The organism is Kitasatospora sp. NPDC091276 (assembly GCF_040684355.1).
Taxonomy (GTDB): Bacteria; Actinomycetota; Actinomycetes; order Streptomycetales; family Streptomycetaceae; genus Kitasatospora.
On the sequence record NZ_JBFBFU010000004.1, the window covers coordinates 119,433 to 133,351 of the forward strand.

Here is a 13,919-nt window from a genome sequence, read left to right on the forward strand (position 1 = left end):
GGACACCGCGTGCCGGCGGGGTCAGTGCCCGCGCAGCTGGTCGAGGTCGCGCCGCTCCCGCTTGGTCGGGCGCCCGGCGCCCCGGTCCCGCTCGCCGGCCGTCGCGACGAGTTCGCGCGGCGGCCGCGGCGGGCTGTTGTCGACCAGGCAGTCCGCCGCCACCGTCGCGCCGACCCGCTTGCGGATGAGCTTCTGCACCACGACGACCCGCTCGTAGCCCTCCTCGCGGACCCGCACCTCGTCCCCGGGGCGCAGTGCCTGGGCCGGCTTGACCCGTTCGCCGTTCACCCGCACGTGCCCGGCCCGGCAGGCGGCGGCCGCCAGCGCCCGCGTCTTGGTGAGCCGGACCGACCAGATCCAGCTGTCCACCCGCACGCTTCCCTCGTGTTCAGCCATCCCTGGAGCCTACCCAAGCCGCCCGAACCGGCCCGAGCCCGGAACCCGAGCCGGCGGCGCCCGCTACGCCGCCTCCGGCACCATCCGGGCCGCCTGCGGGGCCTCCTGGACCGCCCAGCCGTTGCCGTCCGGGTCGTTGAAGAACACGAAGGAGTTCCAGGCCTCGCCGTGCCCGTCCACCCGGCTGCCCGCCTCGAAGTGCTGGACCGGGCTGACCTCGACGCCCCGGGCCGCGAGTTCGGCGTGCGCCTTGTCGATGTCCGGTACGACCAACTGCAGTCCCTTCACGGATCCGGGCGGCGCCCCGATGACCCCGGTGCCCACCACGATGGAGCACGTGGAGCCCGGGGGAGTCAGCTGGACGACCCGGACCCCGTCGCGCAACCGGGTGTCGTGGTCGACCGTGAAGCCGACCAGCTCCTCGTAGAACAGCTTCGCGCGGTCCACGTCCGACACCGGGACCACCACGACTTCGAGCTTCCAGTCCATCGCCCTCACCCCTCTCGGCCGGGCTCTTCCAGTATCCGTCGAAACGGTTCCCCGTCGGGCCGTCGGATAGCCTGAGAACACGATGAATCCCGAGATCACGCCCGCCGCGGCGACCCAGTTCAGTACGCCGTGGGGCGCCTTCGACCTCACCCGCTTCCCGGAGGACCCGCGTGAGCGGCTGCGGGCCTGGGACGCGGCCGACGAGTACCTGCTGCGCCACCTCGCGGGCGAGGCGGACAGCGCCGCCGGCACCGCGACCGACCTGGCCGGCCGCCGGATCGTCGTCCTGGGCGACCGCTGGGGCGCGTTGACCACCGCGCTGGCCGCCCACGAGCCGGTGCAGATCGTCGACTCCCACCTCGGCCGGCAGGCCACCCTGGCCAACCTGGCGCGGGCCGGCGCCACCGTCGACCCGGCCCGGCTGCTGACCACCCGGGACGCCCCGCCGGAGCGGATCGACGTCCTGCTGGTGCGCGTCCCCAAGAGCCTGGCCCTGCTGGAGGACCAGCTGCACCGGCTGGCCCCCGCCGTCCACCCGGGCACGGTGGTGGTCGGCGCCGGCATGGTCGCCGAGATCCACACCTCCACGCTCCAGCTCTTCGAGCGGATCCTCGGCCCGACCCGCACCTCGCTCGCCGCCCGCAAGGCCCGGCTGGTCTTCTGCACCCCGGATCCGGCGCTGGACCCCGGCCCCAGCCCGTGGCCGCACCGCTACGCGCTGCCGCCGGACGTCGGGGCGGTCTCCGGGCGCACGGTGGTCAACCACGCCGGCACGTTCTGCGCCGAGCGCCTCGACATCGGCACCCGCTTCTTCCTCGGCCACCTGCCGACCCCGGCGCCCGGGGCCCGGGTGGTCGACCTGGGCTGCGGCAACGGCGTGGTCGGCACGGCCGCCGCGCTGGCCGGGCCGGGTGCGGAGCTGGTGTTCGTCGACGAGTCCCATCAGGCGGTGGCCTCGGCGGAGGAGACCTTCCGCGCCAATCTGGGCCCGGACGCCCGGGCGGAGTTCCTGACCGCCGACGCGCTGGCGCCGGAGGTGGCGCCCCCGGGCTCGGTGGACCTCGTCCTGAACAATCCGCCGTTCCACTCGCACCAGGCCACCACGGACGCCACCGCCTGGCGGATGTTCACCGGTTCCCGGCGGGCGCTGCGCCCGGGCGGGGAGCTGTGGGTGGTCGGCAACCGCCATCTCGGCTACCACGTCAAGCTGCGGCGTCTCTTCGGGAACTGCCAGCTGGTGGCGGGCAACCCCAAGTTCGTGGTGCTGCGCGCGGTCAAGCGGTAGTCCGGCGTCGGCTCGGTCGGTGGCTGTTCGGCCCGCGGGCCGGTGGCGGCCCGGCCGGGTGGACGCAGGGCGGTTTTCGGGCGTTCTGCGGGGTCCTGACCGCAGCTTCTTGCATGGATGTTCCGTGCTGCGTATATTCATGCCACAACAAAGGAGGAACGCCATGGCATTGCGAGTCGCCGTCGCCGGCGCGAGCGGATACGCGGGCGGCGAGGTGCTGCGTCTGCTGCTCGGCCACCCGGAGGTGGAGATCGGGGCGCTGACCGGCGGCTCGAACGCGGGCACCCGGCTGGGCGCGCTCCAGCCGCACCTGATCCCGCTCGCCGACCGCGTCCTCGAACCCACCACCCCCGAGGTGCTGGCCGGCCATGACGTGGTCTTCCTGGCGCTGCCGCACGGCCAGTCCGCCACCGTCGCCGAGGCGCTCGGCGACGACGTCCTGGTGGTCGACTGCGGCGCCGACTTCCGGCTCCGCGCCGCCACCGACTGGGAGCAGTTCTACGGCTCCGCGCACGCCGGCACCTGGCCCTACGGCCTGCCCGAACTCCCCGGCCACCGGGCCGCGTTGAAGAGCAGCAACCGGATCGCCGTGCCCGGCTGCTACCCGACGGCCGTGTCCCTGGCGCTGTTCCCGGCGTACGCGGCCGGACTCGCCGAGCCGGAGGCCGTCGTGGTCGCCGCCTCCGGCACCTCCGGTGCGGGCAAGGCCGCCAAGACCCACCTGCTGGGCAGCGAGGTCATGGGCAACGTCAGCCCGTACGGCGTCGGCGGCGTGCACCGGCACACCCCGGAGATGGTGCAGAACCTCACCCCGGTCGCGGGCGAGCCCGTCACCGTCTCCTTCACGCCGACCCTCGTCCCGATGCCGCGCGGCATCCTCGCCACCTGCTCCGCCAAGGCGCGGCCCGGCGTGACCGCCGAGAGCCTGCGCGCCGCCTACGCCGGGGCGTTCGCGGACGAGCCGTTCGTCCACCTGCTGCCCGAGGGGCAGTGGCCGCAGACCAGCAGCGTCTACGGCGCCAACACCGCCCTCGTCCAGGTCGCGCTGGACGCCACCGCCGGGCGGATCATCGCGATCAGCGCGATCGACAACCTCGTGAAGGGCACCGCGGGCGGCGCGGTGCAGAGCATGAACATCGCCCTGGGCCTGCCCGAGGAGCTGGGCCTTCCCTTGAACGGAGTCGCACCGTGAGCAACAGTACGAACGTGGGCGTGACGGCCGCCAAGGGCTTCCGGGCCGCCGGCGTGACCGCCGGCATCAAGGCCTCCGGCACCCCCGACCTCGCCCTGGTGGTCAACGACGGCCCCGCGCTCGCCGCCGCCGGCGTCTTCACCGCCAACCGCGTCAAGGCCGCGCCGGTCGTCTGGTCCGAGCAGGTCCTCAAGGGCGGCCAGGTGTCCGCCGTGGTCCTCAACTCCGGCGGTGCCAACGCCTGCACCGGCCCGCTCGGCTTCCAGGACACCCACGCCACCGCGGAGAAGGTCGCCGAGGAGCTGGAGCTCAACGCCGGCGAGGTCGCCGTCGCCTCCACCGGCCTGATCGGCGAGCGCCTCCCGATGGACGTCCTGCTGCCCGGCGTCGCGCTGGCCGCCCGGGAGCTGAGCGCGACCGGCGGCGAGGCCGCCGCGATCGCCATCAAGACCACCGACACCGTGCACAAGACCGCCCAGGTCACCAGCCCGGCGGGCTGGACGGTCGGCGGCATGGCCAAGGGCGCGGGCATGCTCGCCCCGAGCCTGGCCACCATGCTGGTCGTGATCACCACCGACGCCGACCTGGACGCCGCCGCCCTGGACACCGCGCTGCGCGGCGCCACCCGCACCACCTTCGACCGGATCGACTCCGACGGCTGCATGTCCACCAACGACACCGTGCTGCTGCTGGCCTCGGCCGCCTCCGGCGTCGTCCCGGACGAGGCCGAGTTCGCCGAGGCGGTCCGCACCGTCAGCGCCGAGCTGGCCCGCCGGCTGATCGCCGACGCCGAGGGCGCCAGCAAGGACATCCGGATCGACGTCACCGGCGCCGCCACCGAGCAGGAGGCCGTCGACGTCGCCCGGACGATCAGCCGCAACAACCTGCTCAAGTGCGCCATCCACGGCGAGGACCCCAACTGGGGCCGGGTGCTGGCCGCGATCGGCACCACCGACGCCACCTTCGACCCGGACCGGCTGGACGTGGCCATCAACGGCGTCTGGGTCTGCAAGGACGGCAGCGTCGGCGAGGACCGCACCCTGGTGGACATGGCCGGCCGCGAGGTCGTCATCACCGCGAACCTCAACGCCGGTACGGAGAGCGCCTCGTTGTGGACCAACGACCTCACCGCCGACTACGTCCACGAGAACAGCGCCTACTCGACCTGATGCCCGACAGGTGACGCGCGCCACCCGATGCGCGCCACCTGATCCGCGACACCCGATGCGCGACACCCGTTCGGACGAGGGACACCCGTGAAGATCGCACCCAAGGGCGAACAGGCCCGCAACAACACCGCGTTGCCCAAGGCGATGACGCTGATCGAGGCGCTGCCGTGGCTGGAGCGCTTCCACGGCAAGACCGTCGTGATCAAGTTCGGCGGCAACGCCATGGTGGACGAGAGCCTCAAGTCGGCCTTCGCCCAGGACGTCGTCTTCCTCCGCTACGCCGGCCTGCACCCCGTCGTGGTGCACGGCGGCGGCCCGCAGATCAGCGCCCAGCTGGACCGCCTCGGCCTGGAGTCCAGCTTCACCAACGGCCTGCGGGTCACCACCCCCGAGACCATGGACGTGGTCCGGATGGTGCTGGCCGGCCAGGTGCAGCGCGAACTCGTCGGCCTGCTCAACGAGCACGGCCCGTTCGCGGTCGGCATGACCGGCGAGGACGCGCACACCATGACGGCGGTCAAGCGGTACGCGGTGGTGGACGGCGAGCAGGTCGATATCGGCCTGGTCGGCGACATCGTCAACATCGAGGCCGGCGCGGTGAAGGCGCTGATCGCCGACGGCCGGATCCCGGTCATCTCCTCGATCGCGCGCGGCGCCGACGGCCACGTCTACAACATCAACGCCGACACCGCCGCGGCCGCCCTCGCGGTCTCGCTGGGCGCCGAGATGCTGGTGGTCCTGACCGACGTCGAGGGCCTCTACGCGGACTGGCCGAACTCCGACGACGTGATCAGCCAACTCGCCGCGAGCGAGCTGGAGGAGCTGCTGCCGAGCCTGGCCAGCGGCATGCTCCCCAAGATGGAGGGCTGCCTGCGCGCCGTCCGCTCCGGGGTGGGCACCGCCCGCGTCCTGGACGGCCGGGTGCAGCACAGCCTGCTGCTGGAGATCTTCACCGACGAGGGCATCGGCACGATGGTCGTGCCGGACGACGAACAGACCGTGACCGGGGGACTGGCATGACCGCGAACGAGCAACTGACCGGCCGGTGGCAGCACACCTTCACCGACAACTACGGCACCCCGCGGATCGCGCTGGTGCGCGGTGCGGGCGCCAAGCTCTGGGACGCCGACGGCAAGGAGTACACCGACCTGCTCGGCGGCATCGCCGTCAACGCGCTCGGCACCGCCCACCCGGCGGTCGTCGAGGCGGTCAGCCGGCAGATCGCCACCCTGGGCCACGTCTCCAACCTCTTCATGGCCGAGCCGACCATCGCCCTCGCCGAGCGGCTGCTGCGGCTGGACGGCCGGGAGGGCGGCCGGGTGTTCTTCTGCAACTCCGGCGCCGAGGCCAACGAGGCCGCGTTCAAGATCAGCCGCCGGACCGGCCGCACCCACCTGGTCGCCCTCCAGGGCGCCTTCCACGGCCGGACGATGGGCGCCCTCGCGCTCACCGGCCAGCCGGCCAAGCAGGAGCCGTTCCGCCCGCTGCCCGGCGACGTCACGCACGTCCCGTTCGGCGACGTCGAGGCGCTGCGCGCGGCCGTCACCACCGAGACCGCGGCGGTCTTCCTGGAACCGATCCAGGGCGAGAACGGCGCCATCCCGCTGCCCGAGGGCTACCTGAGGGCGGCCCGCGAGATCACCCGGGCCACGGGCACCCTGCTGGTCCTGGACGAGATCCAGACCGGCGTCGGCCGCACCGGGTACTGGTACGCCCACCAGGCCGTCGAGGGCGTCGAGCCGGACGTCGTCACCCTCGCCAAGGCGCTCGGCGGCGGGCTGCCGATGGGCGCGGTGCTGGCCTTCGGCGAGGCCGCCGAACTGCTCACCCCGGGCCAGCACGGCACCACCTTCGGCGGCAACCCGGTGGCCGCGGCGGCCGGGCTCGCGGTGCTGGACACCATCGAGTCCGAGGGCCTGTTGGAGCACGTCCGCAAGCTGGGCGAGCGGCTGCGCCAGGGCGTCGAGGCGATCGGCGACCCGCTGGTCTCGCACGTGCGCGGCGCCGGACTGCTGCTCGGCATCGTGCTCACCGAGCCGGTGTCGGCACGGGTGCAGGCCGCCGCGCAGGAGGCGGGCTTCCTGGTCAACGCGGCCGTCCCGGACGCCGTCCGGCTGGCCCCGCCGCTGGTACTGACCGAGCAGGAGGCGGACGCCTTCCTCGCCGCTCTGCCGGGCGTCCTGCGGGCGGTGCGCGAGAGCGCCCCGGCCGATGCGAGCTGACCGTTGTCCGGGAGAATAACCACATGACCGTTTCCCACTCCGGCCCGTCCGCCGCAGGCCCGTCGCCGCAGGTGCCGCAGACCCGCACCGCGCGGCACCGGCGGATCGTGGACCTGCTCACCCGCCAGCCCGTGCGCTCGCAGAGCCAGCTCGCCAAGCTGCTCGCCGACGACGGACTCGTGGTCACCCAGGCGACGCTCTCCCGGGACCTGGACGAGCTGGGCGCGGTCAAGATCCGCAACCGGGACGGCGCGCTGATCTACGCCGTCCCGGCGGAGGGCGGCGACCGCACGCCGCGCGCGCCGATGGGGGAGTCGGCCAGCGAGGGCCGGATGGCCCGGCTGGCCGGCGAGCTGATGGTCTCCGCGACGGCCTCCGGCAACCTGGTGGTGCTGCGCACCCCTCCGGGGGCCGCGCAGTTCCTCGCCTCGGCGATCGACCAGGCGGAGGTGTTCGAGATCATCGGCACCATCGCCGGCGACGACACCGTCCTGCTGATCAGCCGGGACCCGGCGGGCGGCCAGGCGCTCGCCGACCACCTCATGCAACTCGCCCAGGCGAAGGCCCAGTAGCGCGCGACGACGCGGGACCCCGAGGCGCCACGACGCGCCACGACGCGCCACGACACGAAACCCCGACCGGTGGAGACTTCCCCGGCCGGGGTTTTGTGTTTCATACGGACTGGTGCATACTTATGCCTGTCGCCGTAAACCTGTACGGAAACCCTGTACGTAGAGCTGTAAGGAGAAAGCCGTGGCCGAGCGCGTCGTACTCGCCTACTCGGGCGGACTGGACACCTCCGTCTGCATCGGCTGGATCGCCGAGGAGACGGGCGCCGAGGTCATCGCCGTCGCCGTCGACGTCGGCCAGGGCGGCGAGGACCTGGAGGCGATCCGCCAGCGCGCGCTGGACTGCGGCGCCGTCGAGGCCGAGGTCGCGGACGCCCGCGACGAGTTCGCCGACGAGTACTGCCTCCCGGCGATCAAGGCCAACGCGCTCTACCAGGGCCAGTACCCGCTGGTCTCCGCGCTGTCCCGGCCGGTCATCGTCAAGCACCTGGCCGCCGCAGCCCGCAAGCACGGCGCCACCACCGTCGCGCACGGCTGCACCGGCAAGGGCAACGACCAGGTCCGGTTCGAGGTCGGCATCAACTCCCTGGCCCCCGGCCTGAAGTGCATCGCCCCGGTGCGCGACTACGCGATGACCCGGGACAAGGCGATCGCCTTCGCCGAGGCCAAGGGCCTGCCGATCGCCACCACCAAGAAGTCCCCGTACTCGATCGACCAGAACGTCTTCGGCCGGGCCGTCGAGACCGGCTTCCTGGAGGACATCTGGAACGCCCCGATCGAGGACGTCTACGACTACACCCAGGACCCGGCCGCCCCGCGCGAGGCCGACGAGGTGGTCATCACCTTCGACGCCGGCGTCCCGGTGGCCGTCGACGGCCGCAAGGTCACCGTCCTCCAGGCCATCGAGGAGCTCAACAAGCGGGCCGGCGCCCAGGGCGTCGGCCGGCTGGACATGGTCGAGGACCGGCTGGTCGGCATCAAGTCCCGGGAGATCTACGAGGCCCCCGGCGCGATCGCCCTGATCACCGCGCACCAGGCCCTGGAGAACGTCACCGTCGAGCGCGAACTCGCCCGCTACAAGCGGCAGGTGGAGCAGCGCTGGGCCGAACTCGTCTACGACGGCCTCTGGTTCTCCCCGCTCAAGCGCGCGCTGGACGGCTTCGTGAACGAGGCCAACCAGCACGTCTCCGGCGAGATCCGGATGGTCCTGCACGGCGGCCGGGCCGTGGTCAACGGCCGTAGGTCCGACCAGTCGCTGTACGACTTCAACCTCGCCACCTACGACACCGGCGACACCTTCGACCAGTCGATGTCCAAGGGCTTCATCGAGATCTTCGGGATGTCCTCGAAGCTCGCCGCCAGCCGCGACCTCGCCTGATCCCCTCCCGTCCCCACCCCCTTCCCCGTCAGGAGCCCACGCGATGTCCGCCGACCAGCACGCAGACCAGACCGCCGACGTCCGCCTCTGGGGCGCGCGCTTCGCCGACGGCCCGTCCGAGGCGCTGGCCAGGCTCTCCGCCTCGGTCCACTTCGACTGGCGCCTCGCGCCGTACGACATCGCCGGCTCCAAGGCCCACGCCCGGGTCCTGCACAAGGCCGGCCTGCTCTCCGACGACGAGCTCGCCGCGATGCTGGCCGGCCTCGACCAGCTGCTCGCCGACGTCCAGGCGGGCACCTTCACCGGGACCGTCGCCGACGAGGACGTGCACACCGCCCTGGAGCGCGGCCTGCTGGAGCGCCTCGGCGCCGACCTCGGCGGGAAGCTGCGGGCCGGGCGCTCGCGCAACGACCAGATCGCCACCCTGTTCCGGATGTACCTGCGGGACCACGCCAGGACCATCGGCGCCCTGGTGCTCGACCTCCAGCACGCCCTGGTCGGCCTCGCCGAGGCGCACCCGGACACCGCGATGCCGGGCCGCACCCACCTCCAGCACGCCCAACCCGTCCTCTTCGCCCACCACGTCCTCGCGCACGTGCAGGCCCTCGGCCGGGACGCCGAGCGGCTGCGCCAGTGGGACGCCCGCACCGCCGTCTCCCCGTACGGCTCCGGGGCGCTGGCCGGCTCCTCGCTCGGCCTCGACCCGCAGGCCGTCGCCGCCGACCTCGGCTTCGAGGGCGGCTCGGTCGGCAACTCCATCGACGGCACGGCCTCGCGCGACTTCGTCGCCGAGTTCGCGTTCGTGACCGCGATGATCGGCATCAACCTCTCCCGGATCGCGGAGGAGGTGATCATCTGGAACACCAAGGAGTTCGGCTTCATCACGCTGCACGACGCCTTCTCCACCGGTTCCTCGATCATGCCGCAGAAGAAGAACCCGGACATCGCCGAGCTCGCCCGGGGCAAGTCCGGCCGGCTGATCGGCAACCTGACCGGCCTGCTGGCCACCCTCAAGGCCCTGCCGCTCGCCTACAACCGGGACCTCCAGGAGGACAAGGAGCCGGTGTTCGACTCCTGCGACACGCTGGAGGTGCTGCTGCCCGCGTTCACCGGGATGATGGCCACCCTCACCGTGCACCGGGAGCGGCTGGAGGAGCTGGCCCCGGCCGGCTTCTCGCTCGCTACCGACATCGCCGAGTGGCTGGTCAAGCAGGGCGTGCCGTTCCGGGTCGCGCACGAGGTGGCCGGCGCCTGCGTCAAGGTCTGCGAGGCCGAGGGCATCGAGCTGTCCGACCTGACGGACGAGCAGTTCGCGGCGATCTCGGTGCACCTGACGCCCGAGGTGCGGTCGGTGCTCAGCGTGCACGGCGCCATCGCCTCCCGCAACGGGCGCGGCGGCACCGCGCCGTCGGCGGTGGCGGTCCAGCTCGCCGAGGTGAAGGCGGACCTGGCGCGGCAGCAGGAGTGGATCCAGGGCTGACCACCGGTCTGCGGGGGAGGGGCGTGACGGTCCGACCGTCGCGCCCCTCCGGCGTCCGCACCCCCGGTCGGGCGTAACCCGGCCCGCCTCGGCCCGTCATGCACGGTGTGTGCACAACCCTTCCGCCCGTCCCCTCCGCCGAGGACGTCTTCCTCGCCGAACGCCGCCGCCGCGTGGTCCGCGAGACCGTGGCCGGCCTGCCGGGCCGCTGCCCCGAGCTGGTCGCCGCCCTCGCCGAGGATCCGCCGCCGACCTACCGGGAGCTCTCCGAACGCCTCGGCATGCCGCGCGGCTCGATCGGGCCCACCCGCTCCCGCTGCCTCGCCTGCCTGCGGATCCTCCTCCACGCCGAGCGGTACCCGTGAGGGGTACCCGCGAGCGGCCGGTGACGCTCCGCACGCAGATCACCCCGGAGGCGGCTCCGCCCGAGTGACGTTCCGCCCGCCCGGCCGCTGCCGTCGGCCGCCGCCCCCCGCGTGACCCTCGCCACGTCGAGCCGTCGCCGCCCCCGGCCACGCCCCGCGCGCGGCGCCCGCCACCGGCCCCACCGCCCGCCCCGCCACCGCGTGACCCTCGCCACGTCGAACGCCCCGAAGGTTGAGAGCAGCTGACACACGGGTAGAGCGCTGGCGAACGTAGCTCTTGACGGTGCCGCGATCACTCGGATACTGAGCGTGAGCGCGTCGCCGTCGACCCGGTCACTTCCGGGCCGCGCGGCTGGTACGTTCGTGCGCCACCCCCGGTCAGGGCAGATCCCCGGCCGGGACATCTCCGGCAGGGCATCCGGTGCGTCACCCTCACGTTTGCGCGCCGGGCACGACGATGGGGAGGCCCCAGCACATGGGCATGAGCGTGATCATCTCGGCGGCGGACGCCGAGGACGCGGAGCAGATCCTCAAGCTCCAGTACCTCGGCTACCAGCCCGAGGCGGAGCTGTACGGCGACTGGGCGATCGAGCCCCTGACGCAGAGCCTGGAGAGCCTGCGCGCCGAACTGTCCGGGCAGTACGTCCTGGTCGCCCGGTTGGGCGACGAGGTGGTCGGCACCATCCGAGGTCACGTCGACGCCGAGGGCGTCGGCCGGATAGGGCGCCTGGTCGTCCACCCGAGGATGCAGCGGCACGGCCTGGGCGGCCGGCTGCTGGACGCGCTGGAGCGCCGCCTCGCCGAGGACGGCCGTCCGGTGACCTCCTACCGCCTGTTCACCGGCCACCGCAGCCTCGGCAACCTGCGGCTGTACACCCGCCTGGGCTACCGGCAGTCCGCGGTCGAGCAGGTCACCGACCGGCTCAGCCTGGTACACCTGGAGAAGCCCGTCGTGGTGTCGCTCGCCGCGACCGCCTGAGCCCTCCGCCCGTTCCGGCCCGCACGGCGCCGCCACCATCCGGACACTCCGGTGGCGGCGCCGAGCTACATCGTCGCTGGTGGCGGCGTCGGGTGTCCGCATTGCGGACATCACATCCAAGTAATTGGGTCCAAATCGACCCATCTGATTTACTGGCTCACATGACTGCGACGACGAAATGGACCCCCACCGGCACCCTGCCGGCAGGTGAGCGCGCCATGTGCCGTCGAATGTGTCACCGCTGAGGGCCACCGCCCCCGGCACCCGGTTGAGGGTGCCCCCACCTCGCGCCCCGAAGCGAGACCCGGCGTCGTTCCCGTCCGTGCGAGCCCGCCCAGCCTGCCACACCCCTTCTCCCGCCTGCCCGCCCATGGGCGGGTGGTCGTCCACGACGACTCGTGCCCGTGACTCGTGCCCGATGACTCGTAAGGGCCACGCCGTCGCGCGGCCCGGCCGCTCAGCGGCCACGATCAAGAGGTGGCAGGTCCGGATCCCCCTGGCGAAGCGCCGTGCACGTCGCCGACCGCACCCCGGTCGGGCGGCCGCCCGCCGCCCGCCCCCGACCCACGGAAGCAGCTGTGATCACCACCACGGACCTCACGAAGGTCTACCGCTCCCGAGGCCGCGAGGTGAGCGCCCTCGCCGGCGTCGACCTGCACGTCCGCCCTGGCGAGGTCTACGGAGTCGTCGGTACCAGCGGCGCCGGCAAGTCCACGCTCATCCGCTGCGTGAACATGCTGGAGCGTCCGACCTCCGGCACCGTCACGGTGGACGGGGTCGAGCTGACCGCTCTGTCCGGCGGCGAGAACCGGGCCGGCCGGGAGCTGCGGGAGGCGCGGCGCCGGATCGGCATGGTCTTCCAGCACTTCAACCTGCTCTCCTCGCGGACCGTCCAGCAGAACGTCGAGCTCCCGCTGGAGATCATCGGGCTGGACCGCACCCAGCGCCGCCGCAAGGCCGCCGAACTGCTCGACCTGGTCGGCCTCGGTGACAAGGCCCGCAGCTACCCCAACCAGCTCTCCGGCGGCCAGAAGCAGCGCGTCGGCATCGCCCGGGCCCTGGCCGGCGACCCCAAGGTGCTGCTCTCCGACGAGGCCACCTCGGCGCTCGACCCGGAGACCACCCGTTCGATCCTCAAGCTGCTGCGCGACCTCAACCAGCAGCTCGGCCTCACCGTCCTGCTGATCACCCACGAGATGGACGTCATCAAGTCCGTCTGCGACTCCGCGGCCCTGATGCGCGGCGGCCGGGTGGTCGAGTCCGGCAGGCTGACCGACCTGCTGGCCGAGCCCGGCTCCGAGCTGGCCCGCGAGCTGTTCCCGCTCAGCGAGTTCGGCACCGGCCACCCCGGCTCGACCGTGCTGGAGATCACCTTCCAGGGCGACTCCTCGGCCCAGCCCTTCGTCTCCCAGCTGGCCCGCACCTACCAGATCGACATCAACATCCTCGGCGCCGCGGTGGAGACCATCGCCGGCCGGATGGTCGGCCGGATGCGGGTCGAGCTCTCCGGCGGCCACCAGGACAACGTGGTGCCGATCGGCTACCTGCGCGAGCAGGGCCTACAGGTGGACGTACTGGGCGCGGCGGACGGAGCGGTGGCATGACCTGGGACCAGATGTGGGCCCTGATGGGGCCCGCCACGCAGGAGACCTTCCAGATGGTCGGCGTCTCCACGGCCGTCACCGTGCTGCTCGGCCTGCCGCTGGGCATCCTGCTGGTGCTGACCGACAAGGGCGGGCTGCTGGCCAACCGGGCCGTCAACAAGTCGATCGCCTTCGTGGTGAACATCGCCCGCTCGGTGCCGTTCATCATCCTGATGATCGCGCTGATCTCCTTCACCCGCTGGCTGGTCGGCACCTCCATCGGCTGGCAGGCGGCGACCGTGCCGCTGACCATCGGCGCCATCCCGTTCTTCGCCCGCCTGGTCGAGACCTCCGTCCGCGAGGTCGACCGCGGCCTGGTCGAGGCCGTCCAGGCGATGGGCGGCAGCACCTGGACGATCGTCCGCAAGACGCTGCTCCCGGAGGCGCTGCCCGGCATCGCCGCCTCGGTGACCACCACGATCATCACGCTGATCAGCTACTCCGCGATGGCCGGCACGGTCGGCGGCGGCGGCCTCGGCACGCTCGCCGTCAACTACGGCTACCAGCGCTTCGAGACGGCCTTCATGTGGGTCATCGTGGCCGAGCTGGTGATCCTCGTCACCGCCGTCCAGCTGATCGGCGACTTCGCCGTCCGGCGCCTCGCCAACCGCGGCGGCACCGGCGGCCGGACCCGCCTGCTGGGTCGCACCCCGGCCGGGCCGGCCGCCCCCGACGAGGACCTCGTCGCCCCCTAGACCTCCCGGGTCCGACACCGGACCACGGCTCCCCGTATCACGCAGAAAGGCACTTTT

14 protein-coding genes are annotated in these 13,919 nt (G+C 72.7%); 12 read left to right on the forward strand and 2 right to left on the reverse strand.

Annotated elements, in window-relative coordinates; translation table 11 throughout:
• Nucleotides 1–21: 21 nt before the first annotated feature.
• On the reverse strand, nucleotides 22–396 hold the full coding sequence (locus AB0O19_RS06480; protein ID WP_363583802.1) for a S4 domain-containing protein: 375 nt from the start codon (nucleotides 394–396) through the stop codon (nucleotides 22–24).
• 63 nt (nucleotides 397–459) lie between these two features.
• Entirely contained in the window at nucleotides 460–885 is a 426-nt protein-coding gene (locus tag AB0O19_RS06485; RefSeq protein WP_363618190.1) for a VOC family protein, read from the reverse strand.
• A gap of 82 nt (nucleotides 886–967) precedes the next feature.
• Between AB0O19_RS06485 and AB0O19_RS06490 the strand changes: the two genes are divergently transcribed.
• From AB0O19_RS06490 to AB0O19_RS06545, 12 genes are all read left to right on the forward strand, one after another.
• Nucleotides 968–2,170, forward strand: a complete 1,203-nt coding sequence (locus tag AB0O19_RS06490) for a methyltransferase (protein WP_363618192.1) — start codon at nucleotides 968–970, stop codon at nucleotides 2,168–2,170.
• Nucleotides 2,171–2,333: 163 nt separating this feature from the next.
• Nucleotides 2,334–3,362: an N-acetyl-gamma-glutamyl-phosphate reductase gene (gene argC / locus AB0O19_RS06495; protein ID WP_363618194.1), complete on the forward strand. Its 1,029-nt coding sequence runs from the start codon at nucleotides 2,334–2,336 to the stop codon at nucleotides 3,360–3,362.
• 14 nt (nucleotides 3,363–3,376) lie between these two features.
• Nucleotides 3,377–4,531: a bifunctional glutamate N-acetyltransferase/amino-acid acetyltransferase ArgJ gene (gene argJ / locus AB0O19_RS06500; protein ID WP_363618494.1), complete on the forward strand. Its 1,155-nt coding sequence runs from the start codon at nucleotides 3,377–3,379 to the stop codon at nucleotides 4,529–4,531.
• 144 nt (nucleotides 4,532–4,675) lie between these two features.
• Nucleotides 4,676–5,551 (forward strand): acetylglutamate kinase, encoded by an 876-nt coding sequence (gene argB / locus AB0O19_RS06505; protein WP_350878043.1) that lies wholly within the window; start codon nucleotides 4,676–4,678, stop codon nucleotides 5,549–5,551.
• Complete coding sequence (locus AB0O19_RS06510) at nucleotides 5,548–6,753, forward strand: acetylornithine transaminase (protein ID WP_363618196.1); 1,206 nt, start codon at nucleotides 5,548–5,550, stop codon at nucleotides 6,751–6,753. Before argB ends, AB0O19_RS06510 begins: the two co-directional genes overlap by 4 nt.
• Before the next feature lie 23 nt (nucleotides 6,754–6,776).
• Nucleotides 6,777–7,325: an arginine repressor gene (locus AB0O19_RS06515; RefSeq protein WP_063346843.1), complete on the forward strand. Its 549-nt coding sequence runs from the start codon at nucleotides 6,777–6,779 to the stop codon at nucleotides 7,323–7,325.
• 181 nt (nucleotides 7,326–7,506) lie between these two features.
• Nucleotides 7,507–8,700, forward strand: a complete 1,194-nt coding sequence (locus AB0O19_RS06520) for an argininosuccinate synthase (protein ID WP_363618198.1) — start codon at nucleotides 7,507–7,509, stop codon at nucleotides 8,698–8,700.
• 43 nt (nucleotides 8,701–8,743) lie between these two features.
• Entirely contained in the window at nucleotides 8,744–10,180 is a 1,437-nt protein-coding gene (gene argH, locus AB0O19_RS06525; protein WP_363618200.1) for an argininosuccinate lyase, read from the forward strand.
• 107 nt (nucleotides 10,181–10,287) lie between these two features.
• Nucleotides 10,288–10,545 (forward strand): hypothetical protein, encoded by a 258-nt coding sequence (locus AB0O19_RS06530; RefSeq protein WP_159398377.1) that lies wholly within the window; start codon nucleotides 10,288–10,290, stop codon nucleotides 10,543–10,545.
• Between the two features lie 475 nt (nucleotides 10,546–11,020).
• Nucleotides 11,021–11,524 (forward strand): GNAT family N-acetyltransferase, encoded by a 504-nt coding sequence (locus tag AB0O19_RS06535; RefSeq protein ID WP_363618202.1) that lies wholly within the window; start codon nucleotides 11,021–11,023, stop codon nucleotides 11,522–11,524.
• 578 nt (nucleotides 11,525–12,102) lie between these two features.
• Nucleotides 12,103–13,128, forward strand: coding sequence for an ATP-binding cassette domain-containing protein (locus AB0O19_RS06540; RefSeq protein ID WP_063346838.1), 1,026 nt, complete (start codon nucleotides 12,103–12,105; stop codon nucleotides 13,126–13,128).
• Nucleotides 13,125–13,862 carry a methionine ABC transporter permease gene (locus AB0O19_RS06545; protein WP_363372851.1) on the forward strand — a complete coding sequence of 246 codons (738 nt, stop codon included), beginning with the start codon at nucleotides 13,125–13,127 and terminating at the stop codon, nucleotides 13,860–13,862. Before AB0O19_RS06540 ends, AB0O19_RS06545 begins: the two co-directional genes overlap by 4 nt.
• Nucleotides 13,863–13,919: the final 57 nt, after the last annotated feature.

Excerpts from the sequence above, each read along its gene's own strand:
- argH (WP_363618200.1), top strand. The coding sequence starts at position 8,744 with ATGTCCGCCGACCAGCACGCAGACCAGACCGCCGACGTCCGCCTCTGG.
- AB0O19_RS06480 (WP_363583802.1), bottom strand. The coding sequence starts at position 396 with ATGGCTGAACACGAGGGAAGCGTGCGGGTGGACAGCTGGATCTGGTCG.
- AB0O19_RS06490 (WP_363618192.1), top strand. The coding sequence starts at position 968 with ATGAATCCCGAGATCACGCCCGCCGCGGCGACCCAGTTCAGTACGCCG.
- AB0O19_RS06535 (WP_363618202.1), top strand. The coding sequence starts at position 11,021 with ATGGGCATGAGCGTGATCATCTCGGCGGCGGACGCCGAGGACGCGGAG.
- AB0O19_RS06545 (WP_363372851.1), top strand. The coding sequence starts at position 13,125 with ATGACCTGGGACCAGATGTGGGCCCTGATGGGGCCCGCCACGCAGGAG.
- AB0O19_RS06515 (WP_063346843.1), top strand. The coding sequence starts at position 6,777 with ATGACCGTTTCCCACTCCGGCCCGTCCGCCGCAGGCCCGTCGCCGCAG.
- AB0O19_RS06485 (WP_363618190.1), bottom strand. The coding sequence starts at position 885 with ATGGACTGGAAGCTCGAAGTCGTGGTGGTCCCGGTGTCGGACGTGGAC.
- argC (WP_363618194.1), top strand. The coding sequence starts at position 2,334 with ATGGCATTGCGAGTCGCCGTCGCCGGCGCGAGCGGATACGCGGGCGGC.
- AB0O19_RS06510 (WP_363618196.1), top strand. The coding sequence starts at position 5,548 with ATGACCGCGAACGAGCAACTGACCGGCCGGTGGCAGCACACCTTCACC.
- argB (WP_350878043.1), top strand. The coding sequence starts at position 4,676 with ATGACGCTGATCGAGGCGCTGCCGTGGCTGGAGCGCTTCCACGGCAAG.